Raw genomic sequence first — 19319 nt, forward strand, 5'->3', positions numbered from 1 at the left:
TATCTCCTACTTTGCTAATGGGAAAACCTTTCCACTGTTGAGCTCCAAGTTGAGTTTATTTAAACCCGACTCGAATCCAGATTTTGTGTTCGCCCCTTTCAGGGTTTCCCATACGTGTTGTTTATACGCATTGCCATGTACTCCTTCCCCGGCATGAGCGGTTGCTGTTGTATTTGGTAAACGGGACTGTGGGTTCACAGGCAGCCATACACCATTTTCTTTCTGATTTATGTCAATGCCAAGTCTGTCCATACGTCTTCTCAACCAGCGCATACGCACATCCTTCGAATTGGACATTACTATATGGTGGGCTCGATAGTTTGAGTTTGGCGCTTTACCCAAACGGCTTCCAAGAACTTTAGCATCGCTCGAGCAACTTAGGCCCAGAGCGTCTATCCAAGTGAATGGGTTAGGTGAGTATTGATAAAGATTGATTCCCCCCGCCAACCCAATCGGATCCGGCGTCGTAAACCGCCCCACATCCGGATCATAAAACCTGAACGTATTGAAATGCAGCCCCGTCTCCCGGTCCAGGTATTGCCCCTGAAACCGCAGGTTCTGCTCCTCAATGTAGTACGGCTCGCGCACCTCTTCTAACGTGTTACCCCATACCCGATAAGTCGCCTGCCAGACGTTATGGCCGTCCGCCTCGGTGAGCTGTTCCGGCAGGCCGTTGAGGTCGTTGTGGTAATAGCGGATTTTTTGCAGCGGGCCGGTGCCGTCGACGCGGGCCAGGGGTTCGTAACCTTCGTCTTCGTAGAGGTAAAGGCTGGTCTGTTGATGGCGATGCTCCTGCAACAGACGCAGGCCGTCCCAGGTGAAGCGGGTTTCGCCGAGTGGGTAGCCGTTGGTGTCGTGCTCGGTTTTTTCGATGCGCCGACCCAGTGGGTCGTAGGTCATCCTGAGCACGCTGCCGTTTTCATTGCGCACTTCAATCAATCGGCTTTCGGCGTCGTAACGGAAGCGTTGCAGGCCCCGTTTAGCGCTGCGTTTTTCGATCATCCGGCCAAACGCGTCGTAGCGGTAACGCTTGTCCTGATAGGTCAGCAGTTTGTTGTGCACCACCAGTCCGGCGCCGGGTTGCGGGCCGTCCAGCAGGTTGGCGGCGTCGTCGTAGGCGAAGGTTTCGCGCTGGCCGTGCAGGCTGTCCTGGCTGGCGATGATGCGGCCGGTGGCGTCGTAGTGCAGCAGTTGGCGATGTTGCGCGGCGGGTTGTTGGTCGAGTTTGCCGATCAGGTTGTCGGCGGGGTCGTACTCGAAATGTTTCTGCACGGCGGCCGGCATCAGCGATGGCTGGCTGGTGTGTCGGCGTTGGCGTGAGCGCAAGCGCCCGCTGCGGTCGTATTCGCTGCGGGTGCTGATCTGGCCTTGGGTGCGCAGCACTTCGCGGTGCAGGCGATCGCGTTCGAAGTCGCTGATGACCTGGCCGTCGAGGTTGATCTGATGCAGGTGGCCGCTGCCGTAGTACAGACGATTGATCCAGCGGCCGTCGGGCAGTTGGGTCTGGATCAGGTTGCCGAGTTCGTCGTAGTGATAGTGCAGGCTGCCGGTCGTGCTTTGTTCTTCGAGCAATTGACCGAGGGCATCGTAGGCGAAGCTCAGGGTTTGTGCGTTGCCGTGAAGGTCGGTGAAGGTGACGGCAGTGAGCTGGTCCAATGGGTCGTAGGTGTAGTCGGTGTGGCCATCGTCGGTGAGTTTGGCGATCAGCCGGCCGACAGCGTCGCGTTTCAGTCGATGAACGATGGGGGCCAGGGGCGTCTCGGGGACGATGGCCAAGCCGTTGCCGTAAGGCGCCGGCACAGCCGTTATCGTCGCGACGTTATCCAGCAGGTCATAGGTGTAGCGCTTGGCGCTGCCATCCAGATCCTGTTGTTCGGTCAGCCGATCGCCGGCATCCCAGGCAAACCGATAACTTTCGCCGTTTTCATTGGTCAGCGCTTGCAGCCGCCCGTAGCTGTCATACCCGAACTGCACCTGTCGGCCATGGGCGTCGGTACGCTGGCGCACCTGGCCGCGACGGTTGTGTTGATAGAGCGTGGTGTGCCCGGCCGGGTCGGTATAACCGGTCAACTGGCCGCTGACGTCGCGCTGATACTGCTCGGTGCGCCCGTCCGGCAATTGGCTGCTGAGCAACCGCCCCTGGGCGTCGTAGCTGAATTGGGTGCGTTCGCCGAGGGCATCGGTGATGGTTTGCAGATAGCCCCGGTTGTCGTAGCTGAACCGCGTCGGATAACCCGAGCAATCAATGTGTTCGATCAATTGGCCGAACGGGTTCCAGCGCAGCTTTTTGCTTTTGCCGGTGGCGTCGATGATCTCGATGACCTGACCGTGGGTGTCGTAGCGGTATCGCGTGATGTGGCCCAGCGGATCGGTTTCGGCGATGCAGTTGCCGCGCTGATCGTAGCGATACTGCCAGCTGTTGCCGGCGGCGTCGGTGTCCACCAGCGGCAAGGCCCAGAGCTCCAGCCACAAGGTCGAGTCACTGCGGCCCAGCGGGTCGGTTTCGCCGATCAGGTTGCCGGCATCGTCGTAGCTGTATTCGTAGCGACCGCCCTGTGGGTCGGTGGCGCTGAGCAATTGGCGTTCGTCGTTCCACTCGAACTGCCAGGTCTGGTCGAGGTTGTCGGTGTACTCGGTGATCTGGTGCTGAGTGTTCCACCGCCGCGTACTGACGCGCTGCAAGCCATCGGTGATGCGCGTGACACCGGCGCCGAGGTCATAGTCGAACTGGTAGGCGTCACCTTCGTCGGTCCAGTGCCGGACCACGCGCCATTCCTTTTCCTCGATGCAAGCCCACTGATAAAAACAGCGAAGGCCTGTGGGCAACTGATGCTCAGTCATCCGCCGCTCACTGTCGTAAATGAAACGGCGCTGTACCTGACCTGCGGTATCGCGAACTTCTGTCAGGTTGCCTGATGGATCGTAGCCATAACTCACCAACACTTCGCGGTGCTGGTCCGGGTAGACCCGCTCCACCTGACTGACTCGTATCTGAAGGTAGGTCAATTCCACCTGAACCAAGTCAAAGGTGTCGCGCAGTTTTACAAGGCGTCCGGCGGCGTCATAGTCGAGGTAAACCCGGTTGTCGTTGCGATCGCCCAATTGATCAAGGCGCAGCAGCGCTGTATTGCCCGGCGTTGGATTGAACAAGCGGTACACACCGTCATCGCTTTCAATCAGCAACTGCCCATTAACGTGGCGTCGAACACTCAGCCCTTCACCCGCGCTGAACACCGCGCCGCCCAAGGGGATCGAACCCATGTCGATGCGCCGACCCTGTTCATCGGTGTAGACCAGCGTTTCACCGCCCTCGGGGTGAGGCAGGATTTCAACCCGCACCTCGTAGGACACACTCCAACCCGCCCCGAACAACCCATCGCGACGCTCGTCGCGGCTGTTGTAGAAGCGCTGCCAATCCATCGGCAAGATGCCAGGCAACACGAAATCCAGCTCTTCATCGCCACCCAGCACCTTGGCTCCGGTGGCGGCATGCACCGGGTTCGACGAGCCCATGGCGGCGTTGGCCATCGCCCCCATCGCGCTGCTGACGGCCATCGACGTCGCGCCACCGATCAGCATGCACGGCAGGTTACTCAGGAATTTTCCCTTGCCGCCCTTGAGCATCAGCAACGCGGTGACCGCCAGCCCCACGCCCGGGGTTTTGCCGCTGCGGATCTCGCGTACCACCACCGAACCGCCGCCAATGGTCACGTTGGGGGAGATCAGCCCGGAGCCCACCACCTTGGCGTCGCAGGTGCTGCGGTCGCCGCTGCGCACGGCGGGCTGGCCGTTGATGGTGACCTTGTCCGAGCCCTCGGCCAGAAACTGCGGCGGCATCGGCGGATGCTTCATGCAGACGAGCAGGTCCAGCGGCTTGGGCACCGCGCCGGGCGCCGGGGTGGCGACGGTGGGGCGCCACATCTGGGAGAAGAAGCTTTCGGCCATGTCGAGGTAACTGGCTTCTGCTTCGGGCTCGGGTATTTCCAGCTCGGTACCGGCCGGCGCGACATGGGACGGGATCGCCCCGGCGGCCCGGGCGGCAGGAATGTTATTGGTGAGGGTGTTGGTGGAGCCGGTGAGAATGTTCGCCTGCACCGTGGGCGGGAAGAGGGCGTTGCTGAAACTCTCGCATAAATTGCTCAGGCCTTTGTCGGCTCCGGTCTTGCTCATGGCGAGGCCGACGATCGTGCCCACCACCAAGCCGAGCACGACGCAACCCAACCCCCCGGTGACGACCGTGATGCCCGTGGCCGCGACCACGGCAGCCGTCGCCACCGCGGTGATCGCAATATTCGCCGCCACCTCCAGCACGCCGCCAAGAATGTCAGCCATCATCGAGGTGTGGTTGAGTGCATCGCCCAGCCGGGCGGCCCAGAGCGCGTCAGACATGCGGGATTTTCATCCAGCATAAGCGTCTGACGACTGCGTAATCGTTGCGCTTGTGGCGCAATTCGATGCCTTCCATTGCACGTTTTTCCCTTGTCGGTTACGGCATGCGCATCAGCGCAGTCCTCAGTCGTATGATCAGCTTCGGATCCTTGAGGCAATCGGCTGGCCGTATGTTATCCAAGGCTGGCACCTGCTGTTCGACCCACCACAACCCTTCCTTGAGCCCTCTTTTACCGTTGAGGACGACCGCCATATCCAGGTTGCCATCCAACGCTTTCGCCAGCGTGCGGGCGTCGTCGTCGAGATAGACTTTGTTATACAAATCCACGAATTACTGCCAGTCGGAATCACCGGGATATTCGTCTTCCAATTGTTCCATCTTCTGCGCTCATTGGCCGGGTCAGATCCATGACCTGAAGATTAACCCCTGAATCACTCCTCGACGAAGTCGGGCGGGCTGATAAACGTAGAGAGGATCAGGTCAAAGAACGACGTGAAATCAGGCGCCAGGAAAAACAGATTTCCACAGCCGTCGCGTTCAGCGATATCAAAATCATTTTTGTCGTCACTTTCGTGCAAGTGAGTCCTGTCCCAGTAGTACAGGCCTTCCTTGCCAGCTTCTGCGATCCATACAAATGGATTTCCGCCACCGTCTTCACCGATAGCGATGCTGTTGTCCAGGAAGGAAAGCTCGTCGATAAACTCTTCGTTGAACGCCAGCAGATCATTGCTTTCTTCGTCGGGTATCAGGCCGAAAAGGCGGTCGAAGGCGATGCTGCCTTCATCGACCTTATCGAGTGGCAGACTTACATAATCGGGAGCCGTCGCATAAAAGCCGTTTCTTTTTTTCAGGAAATCCTTGTAATCCGAAGGCAGTTTTTTTTGCAAACGCTGCTCAAGTCCCTGTATGTCCGCATCTGACAGGCCGGGTTTATATAAAAAAGGCATGGTTGCGCTCCTTGTTAAAGGCAGGATTTGAGGTTTTTGACGCCGCCAGAATGAGTAAACCGGTTGTGAATTTTTTTCGGTACCTCTTGCATGGTCACCATATTTTGGTGGTGGTGCCAGGTGTTGTTCTTGTAGTCAGCCATGCCGTTGGGCGCCCGTGCATCAGCTTTACCAAAATCGCCGCCCGGAGTTTTTCCGTGATTGCCTTTAAGGTCGGGGACGTCGGTTCTCTGTATCTCATACGGGGTGAAGTCCGGATGTCCGCCGGGGTACCTGACGGTGTTTCCTTCCCAGTCGGTATACACCCACACTTTTCCATCTATTTCCATATGGACCGAGCCGCCCTTGTCGAGCCACTTGGCAAGATCGGGCGAGTTCGGTGGCTTGGCTGACCAACCCCATGGATCAATCCAGCCAATCGGGTTGGATGCATATTGGTAAAGGTTGATTCCTCCGATCAGGCCAATAGGGTCGGGCGTCGTGAAACGACCTACATCGGGATCGTAGAATCTGAATGTGTTGTAGTGCAATCCGGTTTCGCGATCCAGGTACTGTCCCTGGAATCGAAGGTTTTGCTCTTCGATGTAGTACGGCTCACGGACTTCTTCAACGGTGTTACCCCATACCCGATATCTCGCTTGCCACACCGTTTTGCCGTCTTCCTCGGTGAGTTGCTCAGGCAGGCCGTTCAGGTCGTTGTGGTAGTAACGGACCTGGGCGTGTTCATGGTGGCCATCGACCCGCGCCAAGGGCTCATAACTGCCGTTCAGATAAAGGTACAGGCTGCGCTGCTGGTGCCGATGTTCTTCAAGCAGACGCAGTCCATCCCAGGTAAATCGGGTCTGCCCCAAGAGAACGCCGTTGCTGTCGTGCTCGTTTTTTTCGATGCGTCGACCGCAGGGATCATAGGTCATGCGGACCGTGGTTTCGCGAGCGTTGATTTGGCTGCGTACTTCAACCAAGCGATGCTCGGCGTCGTAGCAGAAACGCTGTACGCCATGACGGGTACTGCGTTTTTCGATCATTCGACCGAAGGCGTCGTAGCGGTAGCGTTTGTCCTGATAGGTCAGCAGTTTGTTGTGTACCACCAGCCCGCCGCCTTGTTGCGGACCGTCAAGGAGATTGGCGGCGGCGTCGTAGGCGAAGGTTTCGCTCTGGCCTTGAATGTTGTCCTGGCTGGCGATGATGCGGCCGGTGGCGTCGTAGTGCAGCAATTGCCGATGCTGGCCGGTGGGTTGTTGATCCAGGCGACCGATCAGGTTGTTGTTGGGGTCGTAATCGAAATGTTTCTGCACGGCGGCTGGCAGCAGCGAGGGCTGACGGGTGTGTCGGCGTTGGCGTGAGCGCAAGCGGCCGCTGCGGTCGTATTCGCTGCGGGTGCTGATCTGGCCTTGGGTGCGCAGCACTTCGCGGTGCAGGCGATCGCGCTCGAAGTCGCTGATGACCCGGCCGTCGAGGTTGATCTGGTGCAGGTGGCCGCTGCCGTAGTACAGGCGATTGAGCCAGCGGCCATCGGGCAGTTGGGTCTGGATCAGGTTGCCGAGTTCGTCGTAATGGTGCTGCAGACTGCCAGAAGCGCTTTGTTCTCCCAGCAATTGGCCTAGAGCATCGTAGGCAAAGCCGAGCATCTGCTTGTTACCGGTATTGTCGGTAAAAGTAACCTCAGTCAACTGATCCAGCGGGTTGTAAGCGTATTCGGTTCGACCGTCATTGGTGGTTTTGACGCGCAAGCGCCCAACCTTATCGCGTTCCAGTCGATGCACGATGGGCGATACCGGAAGCTGGGGCAGCAGCGCCAGACCAGTCCCGTAAGGCGCAGGAACATATTCAACGCTGCTGACCATATTGAGCAGGTCATAAGCGTAGCGGCGGGCACTGCCATCGAGGTCTTGCTGTTCGGTCAGCCGATCACCGGCGTCCCAGGCAAAACGGTAGCTTTCGCCGTTTTCGTTGGTCAGCGTTTGCAGGCGACCGTAATTGTCATAGTTGAAGGCTACCTGTCGACCGTGGGCATCAATACGTTGCCGGACTTGGCCTCGGCGATCCCGCACATAACGTGTGGTATGCCCGGCTGCATTGACGTAACCGGTCAGCCGCCCGCTGCTATCGCGCAGATACTGCTCTGTACGGCCGTCAGGCAACTGACAGTGCAGCAGACGTCCCTGCGCATCATGTTCGTAGACCGTACGCTCACCCAAGGCATCGGTGACAATCTGAAGATAGCCTCGGCTGTCGTAGCTCAAACGCGTTGGGTAGCCGGAGCAATCGATGTGAGCGCTGAGCAAGCCCAGGTCGTTCCATTGCAGCGTTCTGCTTTTTCCGGCAGCGTCGATGGTTTCTACGACTTGGCCGTGTACGTCGTAGCGATATTGAGTGGTATGACCGAGTGGATTGATTTCCTGGATGCAGTTCCCGCGTTGGTCATAACGATACTGCCAACTGTTGCCGGCACTGTCGGTTTCCACCAACGGCAACGACCAGTGCTCTAGCCATAACGTCGATCGGGCGCGTCCGAGTGGATCGAAGGTTTGGCTGAGATTGCCGGCTTCGTCGTAGCTGTACTGATAACTGCCACCTTGGGGATCAGTGGCGCTAAGCAATTGACGTTCGTCGTTCCACTCGAATTGCCAAGTCTGGCCGAGGTTGTCAGTGTATTCGGTGATTTGGTGTTGCAGGTTCCATTTGCGGGTGCTGAGGCGTTGCAGGCTGTCGGCGATGCGAGTGATGCCAGCGTTCAGGTCGTAGTCGAACAGGTACTCGTCACCTTCGTCGGTCCAGTGCCGAACCACTCGCCATTCTTCGTTGTTCAGATGTGCCCATTGGTAATAGCAGCGCAGCCCGGTCGGCAGTTGATGTTCCACCATTCGCCGGTTGGCGTCATAGGCAAATCGTCGTTGCACCTGGCCGCTGGCGTCACGAACTTCGGCCAGGTCGCCGCTCGCATCGTAGCCATAGCTCATCAGCACTTCGCGTCGCTGGTCGGGATATAGCCGCTCGATTTGACTGATCCGCTGCTCCCATTGCGTGGTATAGCTCAATTCAATCCGTACACGGTCAAATGTGTCCCGCAGCTGCAAGAGCCGTCCGGTCTCGTCATAGTCGAGATAGGTCCGATTGGCATTGCGATCGCCAAGCTGGCTAAGGCGCAGGTGCGAGGGGTTGGCCGAGGCCGGTTCGAACAGCCGGTAGAGCCCGTCGGCACTTTCGATCAGCAATTGACCATTAAGATGCCGCCGCACACTCAGCCTTGCGCCGGCACTGAACACCGCCCCGCCCAGTGCAATTGAGCCCATGTCGATGCGTCGCGCTTGCTCATCGATATAGATCAGTCGCTCGCCGCCATCGGGATGGCCTTCGATGAGCACGCAGACCTCGTAAGACACGCTCCAACCTGCACCGAACAAACCATTGCATCGCTTATCGCGGCTGTTGTAGAAACGCTGCCAATCAATGGGTCTGAGGCCCGGCAGAACAAAGTCCAGATCGTCTTCGCCGTCGAGAACTTTCGCCCCGGTTGCGCTATGTACCGGATTCGGAGAACCACTGACAGCGTGGCTTAGCGCGTCGATAGCTTTGCCGGTGATGTAGGAGTTGACCCCCCCCAACAACATGCACGGCAGATTGGCGACGAATTTGCCCTTGCTGCCCTTGAGCATCATCAAAACAGTGACGGCCAAGCCGACACCAGGCGTCTTGCCGCTGCGAATCTCGCGAACCACCACCGAACCGCCACCAATGGTCACGTTGGAGGAGATCAGCCCGGACGACACGACCTTGGCATCGCAGGTGGTGCGGTCGCCGCTGCGCACGGCAGGCTGGCCGTTGATGGTGACTTTTTCCGAACCTTCAGCGAGGAACTGTGGCGGCATCGGCGGGTGCTTCATGCACGTCACCAAATCCAGCGGCTTGGGGATCGCACCTGCTGCCGGGCTGGCGACGGTCGGGCGCCACATCTGGGAAAAGAACCCCTGGGCCATATCCAGATAGCCGGGTTCTTCTTGCGGCTCCTCGCTCTGCGGCGTGCCCGAGGGTTCGAGGTGGGAGGGTACCGAACCCGCAGCCCGCGCCGCCGGTATGGAGTTGATCAGGGTGTCGGTGGAACCGGTAAGAATGGTCGCTTGCACCGTGGGCGGAAACAGCGCGTTGCCGATGTCCTCGCAGATCTTGCTCAGGCCTTTGTCGGCCCCGGTCTTGCTCATGGCAATGCCAACGACAACCCCGATCACCGCAGCGAGCACACAGGCGCCAAGCCCCCCCGTTACGAGCGTTAAACCGGTAGCTGCGACCACGGCGGCCGTCGCCAGTGCCGTAATGGCCACGTTCGCCGCCACCTCCAGCACGCCGCCGAGGATGTCGGCCATCATCGAGGTGTGGTTGAGTGCATCGCCCAGCCGGGCGGCCCAGAGCGCGTCAGACATGCAAGGTGCTCATCAGGCCGGAACGTCGAACAACAGCGAACTCTTGATGGTCGCCCAATGCGCAGCTTCGGCATCGCCGAGTTTTTCGGCCTTCACGTAGCTCAGGGCGAGCATTTTGCGGGTGCCGGGCAACACCAGTGCCAACTGATATTGGAAGACTTTGTCGTTGCCCTTGTTGAACTGGCTGCGCAACTCGATGCCTTCCACTTCCTGGCTGGCGCCCAGACGCACGGCGACGCCCGGTTGAAAACGCAAGTCTTGCACTTGTTTTTCCAGACGTTTGAGCTGGTCGTCGAAGTTGCTTTGCAGGGTTTCGCCCTCGGCCAGCAAGCTGCGGCTGACAATCAGCGAAGTGCCCAGTTCAGGGAACTTGAGGATGTTGATCGACGCGTCTTGCAGTTCGCCTGCCGGCAGTTGGAACTGGAATTCATTGATTCGGTAAGTCATGGAGCACAGATCTCGTGATTAGCCCTTGGGCTTGGGAAACGCGGCATTGATGTTGGCGTCGATGCTGGCCTTGACGCCCTGGCCATCAGGCGTGGCGCCAGCGCCGCCGCCGTTGTTCAGGTGCAGCACGCCGCCGGTGTTGATCTCGGCATCACCGCTGGCATAGAAGCTGATTTGCACGCCGGTCAGGTTGATCTGGCCGCTGGCATTGAGCTCCAGGATGCTTTCACCACAGACCAGCCGCAGGTTCTCGCCCACTTCAATGACATAGCTCTGGCTGATGCTGTCGGTCTTGCGTTGACCCACCGAAAGAATGTCTTCCTGTTTGACGATACGCAGACGGTTGTTGCCGATGGTCACCGTCTCGTTATGCCCGATGCTCTTGTTGCGGTCGTGGCCCACCGAGTGGCTTTCATCCACCTCGACCACGATGTCCTGATTGCGCTCGGCATGGATGTACAGCTGCTCGGCGCCCTTCTTGTCTTCCATGCGGATTTCGTTGAAGTTCGCCGGTGTGCCGCCCTTGCTCGAACGGCTTTTCATGCCGCTTTGGGTGGCGTTTTCCGGCAAGTCGTAGGGCACGGTTTGTTCCGCGTTGTAGACGCGGCCGGTGATGATCGGCCGGTCCGGGTCGCCTTCGAGGAAGCTGACGATCACTTCCTGGCCGATCCGTGGGATCTGCATCGAGCCCCAGTTTTTACCGGCCCAGGATTGCGACACGCGAATCCAGCACGAACTGTTTTCGTTGGACTGGTCGTGGCGGTCCCAATAGAAATGCACTTTCACTCGGCCGAACTGGTCGGTCCAGATTTCCTCGCCCTTGGGGCCGACCACCAATGCGGTCTGCGGACCTTTGACGATGGGGCGGTGGGTGTTGGGCAGGGGGCGGTAGCTTTGTTGGGCGTCGATGCAGGTCAGGCTGCTTTCGAACTGCGCCGAAGCAGCAGCGCCGCCGGTTTCCCCGCTTTCCTGGGCGACATAGTAACGGGCGCCGACGATCAGGTATTCGCGGTTCTGGTCCTGGCGGCTGAAGCCCGTGAGGCTGAACAAATGACCCGACCCCAGGCCCCGGGCGTTGCCGGCGAACTCGACCTGTTCGTGCAGGGTCTGCAAGGCTTCGATGCGGGTGCGGGCGTAATGTTCGCCGTCTGCGCTTTGCACATAGGTGCCGGGATAGTCGTACAGCGGATAGTCGCCGGCGGTGTGCGGACGAGGCATGGCCGAGCGCACGTCAATTCGCGCGCTGGGGCGCTGAAAGTCATAGTCGTTGAGTTCCAGCGAACCCGGCTGGACTTCCTGGGCCAGGTGCCAATCATGGATGTGATCGCGTTCGCGCTGCTGTTCATTCTTGGGGTAGTAGGGCACCGAAGCGTAGCCGGGCACGCTGGTGTGGGCGCCGTAGGCATCGGCCAACACCAGCACGTGACGACCCTGTTCATGGCGGAAGAAGTAGTAGATCCCTTCCTGCTCCATCAGGCGGCTGACGAAATCGAAACTGGTTTCGCGATACTGCACGCAGTATTCCCACTCGCGATAGGGCCGGCTCAGGGCATCTTCGAAGTCGGAAAAACCCAGGTCGCGAAACACCTGCTTGATGATCTGCGGGATGGTCAGGTTCTGGAAAATCCGGCAATCGGAGGTGCGGGTCAGCAGCCATAGCCAGGGCCGCAGCGTGGCCTGGTAGCTGGCGAACTGGCCCTGGTCGACGTTCTGGCTGCAACGGGCAACGATGCCATGGAAATAGCGCTCGCCACCGCCGTCCAGTTGCAGGCTCAGGCACATGGGTTTGCCCAGCAACTGGTTGAGGTCGATGGCGTTGTCCAGCGAGTGCAATTGCAGCTCATAGTTGAACAGCCGCCCCAGCTCTTCGCCGCCGCCCATGTCCTTGAGCAACAGCACCTCCGGCCCCAGGGGGCTGGTGATTTTTGCCAGGCGTGAGAGTTGCTTGAATAGCATCGGTTAATCCGTAAGTGTTGTAGTCGCCGCGCCGCTTTTTCCAGCAGAAACCAGATCAAGTGTGGGAGCTGGCTTGCCTGCGATAGCGGTGTGACATTCAGCATTGATGCCGATTGATACACCGCTATCGCAGGCAAGCCAGCTCCCACACTGACCGCATTCCTCCAGAGGCTATGCGGCGTCGCTGAAGTCGTAGTGCAATTCGTTATCCCGGGCGCTGATCCGCACCCCTGCCAGCGCTTTGCCTTCGAGCATGCGGGTGAGGAACTCGCGGCTCATGTCCGGCAGCAGGCTGTTGGTCAGGATGGTGTCGATCATTCGCCCACCGCTTTCGGTTTCGGTGCAGCGGGAGACGATCAGGTCGATCACCGCGTCGTCGTAATCGAAGGCCACTTTATGGGTGTTCTCCACGCGCTTTTTGATGCGGTTGAGTTGCAGGCGGGTAATGGCCTTAAGCATCTCGTCGCTGAGCGGGTAGTACGGAATGGTCACCAAGCGGCCCAGCAATGCCGGTGGGAAAATCTCCAGCAGCGGCTGGCGCAGGGCCTTGGCGATCTCTTCGGGCTCGGGCACGTTTTGCGGGTCTTTGCAGACTTTGGCAATCAACTCGGTGCCAGCGTTGGTGGTCAGCAGGATCAAGGTGTTCTTGAAGTCGATCACCCGTCCTTCGCCGTCCTCCATCACGCCTTTGTCGAAGACCTGGAAGAAGATCTCATGCACGTCTGGGTGGGCTTTTTCCACCTCGTCCAGCAGCACCACGCTGTAGGGTTTGCGCCGCACGGCTTCGGTCAGCACGCCGCCTTCGCCATAGCCGATATAGCCCGGTGGCGCACCCTTGAGGGTGGACACGGTGTGAGCTTCCTGGAATTCGCTCATGTTGATGGTGATGACGTTCTGCTCACCGCCGTACATGGCTTCGGCCAGGGCCAAGGCCGTTTCGGTCTTGCCCACGCCGGAGGTGCCCGCGAGCATGAACACGCCAATCGGCTTGCTCGGGTTGTCGAGGCCGGCGCGGGAGGTCTGGATGCGCTTGGCGATCATCTGCAAGGCATGGTCCTGGCCGATGATACGTTTCTTCAAGTGCTGGTCGAGGTTGAGCACGGTTTCCAGTTCGTTACGGGCCATGCGGCCCACCGGAATACCCGTCCAGTCGGCGACCACCGAGGCCACGGCCTGGTAATCGACCGTCGGCAGAATCAGCGGGGTTTCCCCTTGCAGAGCACTGAGACGCTGTTGCAGGTCCACCAGTTTCTCGCGCAGGGCGTGGCTGTCGTCACTGCCAACGTCGCTGTCTACCACGCCGACGCTTTCGCGCAGGGTGGCGCGGGTGGCGAGCAGTTCGTCCACCAGGGTTTTCTCTTCGGCCCAGCGGCTTTCGAGTTCGGCCAGGCGTTCGCGCTCGGCGGCCAGCAGGTTTTCGCTGTTGCTCTGGCGGGCACCGATGACAATGCCGATGGCGTGCTCGCGGGCGATGATTTGCAGTTCGGTTTCCAGCGCCTCGATGCGACGACGGCTGTCGTCCACTTCGGCCGGCACGGCGTGCAGGCTGATGGCGACCCGGGCGCAAGCGGTGTCCAGCAGGCTCACGGATTTGTCCGGCAATTGGCGCGCCGGAATGTAGCGATGGGACAGCTTGACCGAGGCTTCCAGGGCTTCGTCAAGGATCTGCACCTGATGATGTTTTTCCATGGTCGAGGCCACGCCACGCATCATCAACAGCGCTTTGTCTTCGGATGGCTCGGCGACTTGCACCACCTGGAAGCGGCGGGTCAGGGCCGGGTCTTTCTCGATATGCTTTTTGTACTCGGCCCAGGTCGTGGCGGCCACGGTGCGCAGGGTGCCCCGGGCCAGGGCCGGTTTGAGCAGGTTGGCCGCGTCCCCGGTGCCGGCGGCGCCACCAGCACCTACCAGCGTGTGGGCTTCGTCGATAAACAGGATGATCGGTTTTGGCGAGGCCTGGACGTCTTCGATGACCTGGCGCAGGCGCTGTTCGAATTCACCTTTCATGCTCGCGCCGGCCTGCAACAGGCCGACGTCGAGGCTGCGCAGTTCCACGTCCTTGAGCGCTGGCGGCACGTCACCGGCGACGATGCGCAGGGCAAAGCCTTCGACCACAGCGGTTTTACCGACGCCGGCTTCACCGGTCAGAATCGGATTGTTCTGCCGGCGGCGCATGAGGATGTCCACCAGTTGGCGGATTTCCTCGTCACGCCCGACAATCGGATCAAGCTTGCCGCTGCGGGCCTGCTCGGTGAGGTCGACGGTAAAACGCTTGAGCGCTTCCTGCTTGCCCATGGCACTTGGGGCCATGGCGCCACTGGCTTCACCGGGCACGCTGCCTGCGTTGAAACCGTCGCTGGCGCTGAGCGCATTTTCCGGCGAGTCACCGACGTATTCGTCAAAACGCTCGCTCAGGGCCTCGACCTTGATCTTGTCGAACTCTGCCGACAGCCCCAATAGCCCATGGCGCAGGCTCGGCGTCTTGAGGATGCCCAGCACCAGGTAACCAGTACGCACCTGGCTTTCGCCGAACATCAGGCTGCCGTAGACCCAGCCACGTTCCACGGCTTCTTCCACATGGGAAGACAAGTCAGTGATTGAAGTCGAGCCGCGTGGCAAACGGTCCAGGGCTTCGGTCAAGTCACGGGCCAGGCGCGCCGGCTCGATATTGAACTGGCGGATGATGCGGTGCAGGTCCGAGTCCTGCAGTTGCAGCAACTGATGAAACCAGTGGGCCAGCTCCACATAAGGGTTACCGCGCAACTTGCAGAACACGGTGGCGGCTTCGATGGCTTTGTAGGCCACGCTGTTGAGTTTGCCGAATAACGCGGCGCGACTGATTTCACCCATGCTCATGGCTCCTTGAGATCTGTGAGGTGTTGGCCTGCTCGGCGTAGTGCCGGGCCAGTATTAAATCCTTGGCATCTTTTTCGGGCTGGCCCAGCCAGGTATTGAAACCCAGGCGGAACTGGCGATTGAGTTGCAGCGCTGGAACTTCGGGCTGTTTCAGAATCAGGTTCAGATCCCAGTCCAGTTCATGGCCCAGGTATTCGGCCACCCAGGCCACCAGCTCATTGAAGGGTTGGCTACCGGGCAGCATGCCCATGTAGTCATCCAGCTTGAGTGGCCCCAGGCGAATGCGGAATTTGTGCTGGCGATCCCAGACGTAACGGCCCAGGCAAAAATCCACGCCCAATTGATGGGCGCTGGCGCCCACGCGGCTGCGTTCCGGCAGCTCCAGCCATTGGCCGACGTACTCTTCTATCTCCACCGGCAGGCCGAAGTACTCGCTGAGAATGGCTTTCAAACCATCCGGGTAGCGGGTTTGTGCCGACAGATGACCGCTGTAATGCAACTTCGCCGTATCGGGAATCAGCCCTTGTTTGAGCAGGCTCGGCATACCCCGACCGCTCAGTGCCGCCAGGCGTGCCGACCAGTAGTCATCGTTCGGGCGGTCATGGCTGACCGTCGGCCGCGCTTCGGCCCAGGCCCGGTAAAACAGGCTCAGCAGGCGGTGATGGAACACATCCAGGAAGCGTTTACTGGTGCTGTCGGCGTTGTTGCGCTGGCGTTCGCGCACATATTCGGTGATGTGCAGCGGCAATGGGCCGTTAGGGCCGCCGAGGCCGAAAAAGAACTGCTCCAGGCGCGCCGGCGCACCGTCGACGCCCGGCTGTACCGACGCCAGGGTCGCCGGGGCGAAGGTGCAATCGGCCTGTTGCCCAAGGCGCAGCGGATCATCGGCCAGGCGCAACGAATGGCCTAGCCGTGGCAGTTCAGGCGATTCGCACTCGATGCGCCGCAACGCCTGGAAGAAGTCGTATTCCCAGGGCTCCTGGTGCATCGCGTCCAGGGTACTCACAGGGTCGGACGGCGTCCGGGCTTGGCTTTCCATCGCATGATCTCGCCGCGTTCGGTGGTACGGATCACCGTCTCGGTAAAACTGTTGATCGACACGTAGCGTGCCAGGAAGCGCTCGAACACCGCACCGAGCAAGAAGACTCCAGTGCCGCGAAACGCGTTTTCATCGAATTCCAGGGTGATCTCCAGGCCACGACCAAACACGATCGGGCCCGGCATTGGCAAGCGTCGGGTGCAGGCCTTGCTGCTGACGTCGCGCAGGCCTTCGATCTGCAATTGCAACGCCGCGTCGTTGCTGTCGCCGTACAGGCGCAGCAGTTCGCGCAGGGCGGCTGCGCCCTGGCCTTGCTCGCTGAGGGACAAGTAATTCAGCGAAAGCTGGCTGATCAACCGCCACGCCTTGGCGTCATGGGCATGGCTGGCGCGTGGGCGACTCGGTCCTGCCACGCAGCGCACCGCCGCTACCGGTGCGCTGTCGGCCAGGGTGAAATCAGTCTTGCTGTTGCCCACGCTCATGAACAGCGGCAGGTCGCGGTTGGTGCATAACGCCGTTACGCCCAGTTGGCGCAGGTCGTGGCGATAAGGCGCCTGCTGGCTGTCCACCAGGCTGACGAAGGTTTCGCTGCCGATGTAAGTCGAGCGCGGGCCGTTGCGCCGCTGGCCGCTGGACAGCACGCGGGGTTCGCGCCGCACCGTGTACCAGGCCTGATCACGGCCGTAGCGAGACGGATCACGTACCGCATAGAACGGCCAAAAAGGCTGCTCCGACCCGGTGCCGTGGCCGGTGAGGGTGGTCAGGGAATGAATCTCGAAATCCATCGGCCGGGTGCGGTCGGCGATCACATGGTGTTCATTGACCCGTTCCGACAAGTGGATGCGATCCAGGCGCTTGGGGAACAAGTTGATTGCCGGGGTGCAGAACGGCAGGAACTGCGCGGCTCCGACGCTGCCTTCCAGGCTCGGATCGTGACGGTCGAACAGCACGATCAATTCCAGTTCCTGGCCGTCGCAGCGTTTGACCGCCCGACTCAATTGGGTGAAGTCGACAAACAGAAAACGGTGGGGCAGGGCGAAATATTCCTGCAACAGGCGATAGCCCTGGAAGGCCCGCGAGACCACTGGCAGCGCGGCGTCGCTATCGTCGAATCCCTGGGAGCGCAGTGCGTCCTGCGGCAGGCGTTCCACCCAATCACCGCCGGGCTGACGGGCGAACACGGCGCAGACGTTGCCCAGTAGTTGTTCGTAGAGGCGGAAGGGCTGCTCGTCTGCGCCATTGAGGTACAGCGGCAGGTTGTCCAGGGCCAGACTGTTGAACGGTAGTTCGGCGCCGGTGCGCAGGGTCAGGCGCAGACCGGCCTTGGCCTTGGGTTCGCTGGCGGCCAGGCGTCCGAGCATGGCGGACGGGTTGCCGAAGTACTCGGCCTGGCTGACCTGCAACGGCCACAACGTCACCGCGTGGGCGGTGCGGTACTCGCAGCAGGTTTGGGTTTCGCGGCCCAGGGCGGCGCGCAGGACCGTGTCCCGGGGCAGCGGGAAGCCGCTACTCAGCGAGCCTTCATCGGGGTCGGCCTGCAATTGCACCACGGTCATCGACGGTGTCGGCGCCAGGTAATGGGGGTACGCGATTTCCAGCAGGTTATGAGTGAAGGTCGGGTATTCGGCATCGAGCTTGAGCTGTACCCGCGCCGTCAGGTAGGCGAACCCTTCGAGCAAGCGCTCGACGTACGGGTCGGCGCAGTCCATGCCGGACAACGTCAGCCGACTGGCGATTTTCGGGTATTCCTGAGCGAACTCCGCCGCGCTTTCGCGCACGTGGTGCAATTCCTGGTTGTACAGTTCCAGCAGGCGCGGGTTCATGAGCGTCTCCGCTGTTCGGCGTTGATCACTCGCACATGGCCGGATTCCAGGTCCAGGTCGGTTTGCAGCATCAGGCGCAGCGGCACTGGCTGGGCCCAGAGATCGCCTTCGATCTCGAAACTCAGGGCGTTGTGGTTCATCTCGGCGGATGCCCGGGCCCGCACGCGCAAAGTGTTGCGCAGAATCCGCGGTTCGAACGTGGCGATGGCCTGGTGGATCAGCGCTTCAAGCGCCGCGATATCGACGTTCGACGCACTGTTGCCGGCCAGGGCTGGCAGCCCGAAGTTGACCACCGACGTGCCGGCCGGGGTGTGCAATGTCGCATCGGCGCTGAGCAACGACGTGGTGTTGAGCAGCCACGCCAAGTCACGCAGCACCGAGGCTTTCAGTTGGGTCAGGGAGAGCACGCGCTTGTCGGCGCTTTCCTTGAGGTTGCTCGGATCGTCGTCGGTCAACCGGTCCAGCAGGGACGGTTGCAGGCGATCGCGGGTGGCGATTTCGGTTACCACGAAAACAGGGCCACAAAATTTTTCTGGTCAACAGCGCCGGCCAAGCAACGACCGCCATCACCCACAATTGACGCCTCCAGACGGCCTTCGATTTGTCTAATGGCTTGGTATTGGGAGCGACACTCAGTGCTTGGCGCAGGTTCTGGTTCGAAGTGCTGCACAATAATGATCAATGCGTTGTTGAAGCTTTCAACGCGGGGTAAGCCTTTGCGGTCGACACTTAACTGACAGGGCCATGGCATGTTCAGCGTGAGTAAAGTCTGGTCCGGTTTACGCAGGGCGCAGCGTTGGTCGTGGTTTTCCAAGGTCAGGATTTGACCGGCAAGACTGACCCGGTTGTTTGGCGTGGCAGGTGCGTCGGTCTGTTCGGCGCAGGCGTTCAGACTTAAGAAAAGACAGCCCGACAGCGCCGATAACACAATTCGTTTGATCATTTCAGTTCCCAGAACCAGACCTGTTTTGAACGATGCGCCTGGTCGGCGAAGTCGCCTGTGACCCTGCCACGATTCCATAGGTCGATATGGTCGCCGCTACGCGCTTCCTGGGATTGGCCCAGTCGTGCAAAGCAGTCCTTGAAAAAGATGATCCCAGTCTTTTGGTAAAGCGTGCGTCGGTCCTCGGCGCTTCCCGTGAGAATGATCGGACGGCCTAGATGATGACGCCAAAGCCAGTTGGCCAGCGACTCGGCGCCCCGAGCATGTTCGTGCGCACACTTGGGTTCGCTATAAGTGGACTTGTTGACCTTGATTGTCTGTTCCGCATTGAGCGTGACGCTCATACGGATGGCGCACTGATTATCCCAAGGCCCATCACAGGGCGTTGACGTAGTGGGATAGCTGTTCCACAAATTAATAAACGAAGGCTTGGCCATGACTCAGACACCGGGGGGAAAGGATTGGATTCGAGCAAGCACCAAACACCCCCGGCGTATAAC

Annotated in this window: 12 protein-coding genes; all 12 read right to left on the bottom strand. The window is 60.0% G+C overall.

The window, feature by feature from the left end:
• Positions 1-6: 6 nt before the first annotated feature.
• The 12 genes from KGB18_RS01120 to KGB18_RS01175 all read right to left on the bottom strand — a co-directional run bounded on the left by KGB18_RS01120 (position 7) and on the right by KGB18_RS01175 (position 19256).
• Positions 7-4389, bottom strand: a complete 4383-nt coding sequence (locus KGB18_RS01120; RefSeq protein ID WP_223569263.1) for an RHS repeat-associated core domain-containing protein — start codon at positions 4387-4389, stop codon at positions 7-9.
• A 97-nt stretch (positions 4390-4486) separates the two neighbouring features.
• Positions 4487-4717, bottom strand: a complete 231-nt coding sequence (locus KGB18_RS01125; RefSeq protein WP_223569264.1) for a hypothetical protein — start codon at positions 4715-4717, stop codon at positions 4487-4489.
• Between the two features lie 104 nt (positions 4718-4821).
• A complete protein-coding gene (locus tag KGB18_RS01130; RefSeq protein WP_123720165.1) occupies positions 4822-5337 on the bottom strand; it encodes an SMI1/KNR4 family protein in 516 nt (171 codons plus the stop codon).
• A gap of 14 nt (positions 5338-5351) precedes the next feature.
• The gene (locus KGB18_RS01135; protein WP_223569265.1) at positions 5352-9755 is read right to left on the bottom strand and encodes an RHS repeat-associated core domain-containing protein; all 4404 of its coding nucleotides are present in this window, start codon (positions 9753-9755) and stop codon (positions 5352-5354) included.
• A gap of 12 nt (positions 9756-9767) precedes the next feature.
• The gene (locus tag KGB18_RS01140; RefSeq protein ID WP_008007718.1) at positions 9768-10202 is read right to left on the bottom strand and encodes a DcrB-related protein; all 435 of its coding nucleotides are present in this window, start codon (positions 10200-10202) and stop codon (positions 9768-9770) included.
• A gap of 18 nt (positions 10203-10220) precedes the next feature.
• Entirely contained in the window at positions 10221-12158 is a 1938-nt protein-coding gene (locus tag KGB18_RS01145; protein WP_123720167.1) for a type VI secretion system Vgr family protein, read from the bottom strand.
• Between the two features lie 171 nt (positions 12159-12329).
• Positions 12330-15008, bottom strand: coding sequence for a type VI secretion system ATPase TssH (gene tssH / locus KGB18_RS01150; protein ID WP_223569266.1), 2679 nt, complete (start codon positions 15006-15008; stop codon positions 12330-12332).
• Complete coding sequence (tssG, locus tag KGB18_RS01155) at positions 15001-16053, bottom strand: type VI secretion system baseplate subunit TssG (RefSeq protein WP_223569267.1); 1053 nt, start codon at positions 16051-16053, stop codon at positions 15001-15003. The genes tssH and tssG overlap by 8 nt, the downstream gene beginning before the upstream one ends.
• Complete coding sequence (tssF, locus tag KGB18_RS01160) at positions 16017-17876, bottom strand: type VI secretion system baseplate subunit TssF (protein WP_223569268.1); 1860 nt, start codon at positions 17874-17876, stop codon at positions 16017-16019. The genes tssG and tssF overlap by 37 nt, the downstream gene beginning before the upstream one ends.
• Positions 17873-18385 (bottom strand): type VI secretion system baseplate subunit TssE, encoded by a 513-nt coding sequence (gene tssE, locus KGB18_RS01165; protein ID WP_007894480.1) that lies wholly within the window; start codon positions 18383-18385, stop codon positions 17873-17875. The genes tssF and tssE overlap by 4 nt, the downstream gene beginning before the upstream one ends.
• Positions 18379-18819 carry a hypothetical protein gene (locus tag KGB18_RS01170; RefSeq protein ID WP_123720171.1) on the bottom strand — a complete coding sequence of 147 codons (441 nt, stop codon included), beginning with the start codon at positions 18817-18819 and terminating at the stop codon, positions 18379-18381. Before KGB18_RS01170 ends, tssE begins: the two co-directional genes overlap by 7 nt.
• Positions 18816-19256: a type VI secretion system amidase effector protein Tae4 gene (locus tag KGB18_RS01175; RefSeq protein ID WP_123720172.1), complete on the bottom strand. Its 441-nt coding sequence runs from the start codon at positions 19254-19256 to the stop codon at positions 18816-18818. Before KGB18_RS01175 ends, KGB18_RS01170 begins: the two co-directional genes overlap by 4 nt.
• Positions 19257-19319: the final 63 nt, after the last annotated feature.

Source organism: Pseudomonas sp. BF-R-26 (assembly GCF_019947395.1).
Classification (GTDB): domain Bacteria; phylum Pseudomonadota; class Gammaproteobacteria; order Pseudomonadales; family Pseudomonadaceae; genus Aquipseudomonas; species Aquipseudomonas farris.

Bases quoted from the DNA above. Each gene is read 5' to 3' on its own strand.
- KGB18_RS01120 (WP_223569263.1), bottom strand. From the start codon at position 4,389: ATGTCTGACGCGCTCTGGGCCGCCCGGCTGGGCGATGCACTCAACCAC.
- tssG (WP_223569267.1), bottom strand. From the start codon at position 16,053: ATGGAAAGCCAAGCCCGGACGCCGTCCGACCCTGTGAGTACCCTGGAC.
- tssF (WP_223569268.1), bottom strand. From the start codon at position 17,876: ATGAACCCGCGCCTGCTGGAACTGTACAACCAGGAATTGCACCACGTG.
- KGB18_RS01145 (WP_123720167.1), bottom strand. From the start codon at position 12,158: ATGCTATTCAAGCAACTCTCACGCCTGGCAAAAATCACCAGCCCCCTG.
- KGB18_RS01170 (WP_123720171.1), bottom strand. From the start codon at position 18,819: ATGATCAAACGAATTGTGTTATCGGCGCTGTCGGGCTGTCTTTTCTTA.
- KGB18_RS01175 (WP_123720172.1), bottom strand. From the start codon at position 19,256: ATGGCCAAGCCTTCGTTTATTAATTTGTGGAACAGCTATCCCACTACG.
- KGB18_RS01130 (WP_123720165.1), bottom strand. From the start codon at position 5,337: ATGCCTTTTTTATATAAACCCGGCCTGTCAGATGCGGACATACAGGGA.
- KGB18_RS01135 (WP_223569265.1), bottom strand. From the start codon at position 9,755: ATGTCTGACGCGCTCTGGGCCGCCCGGCTGGGCGATGCACTCAACCAC.
- tssH (WP_223569266.1), bottom strand. From the start codon at position 15,008: ATGGGTGAAATCAGTCGCGCCGCGTTATTCGGCAAACTCAACAGCGTG.
- KGB18_RS01140 (WP_008007718.1), bottom strand. From the start codon at position 10,202: ATGACTTACCGAATCAATGAATTCCAGTTCCAACTGCCGGCAGGCGAA.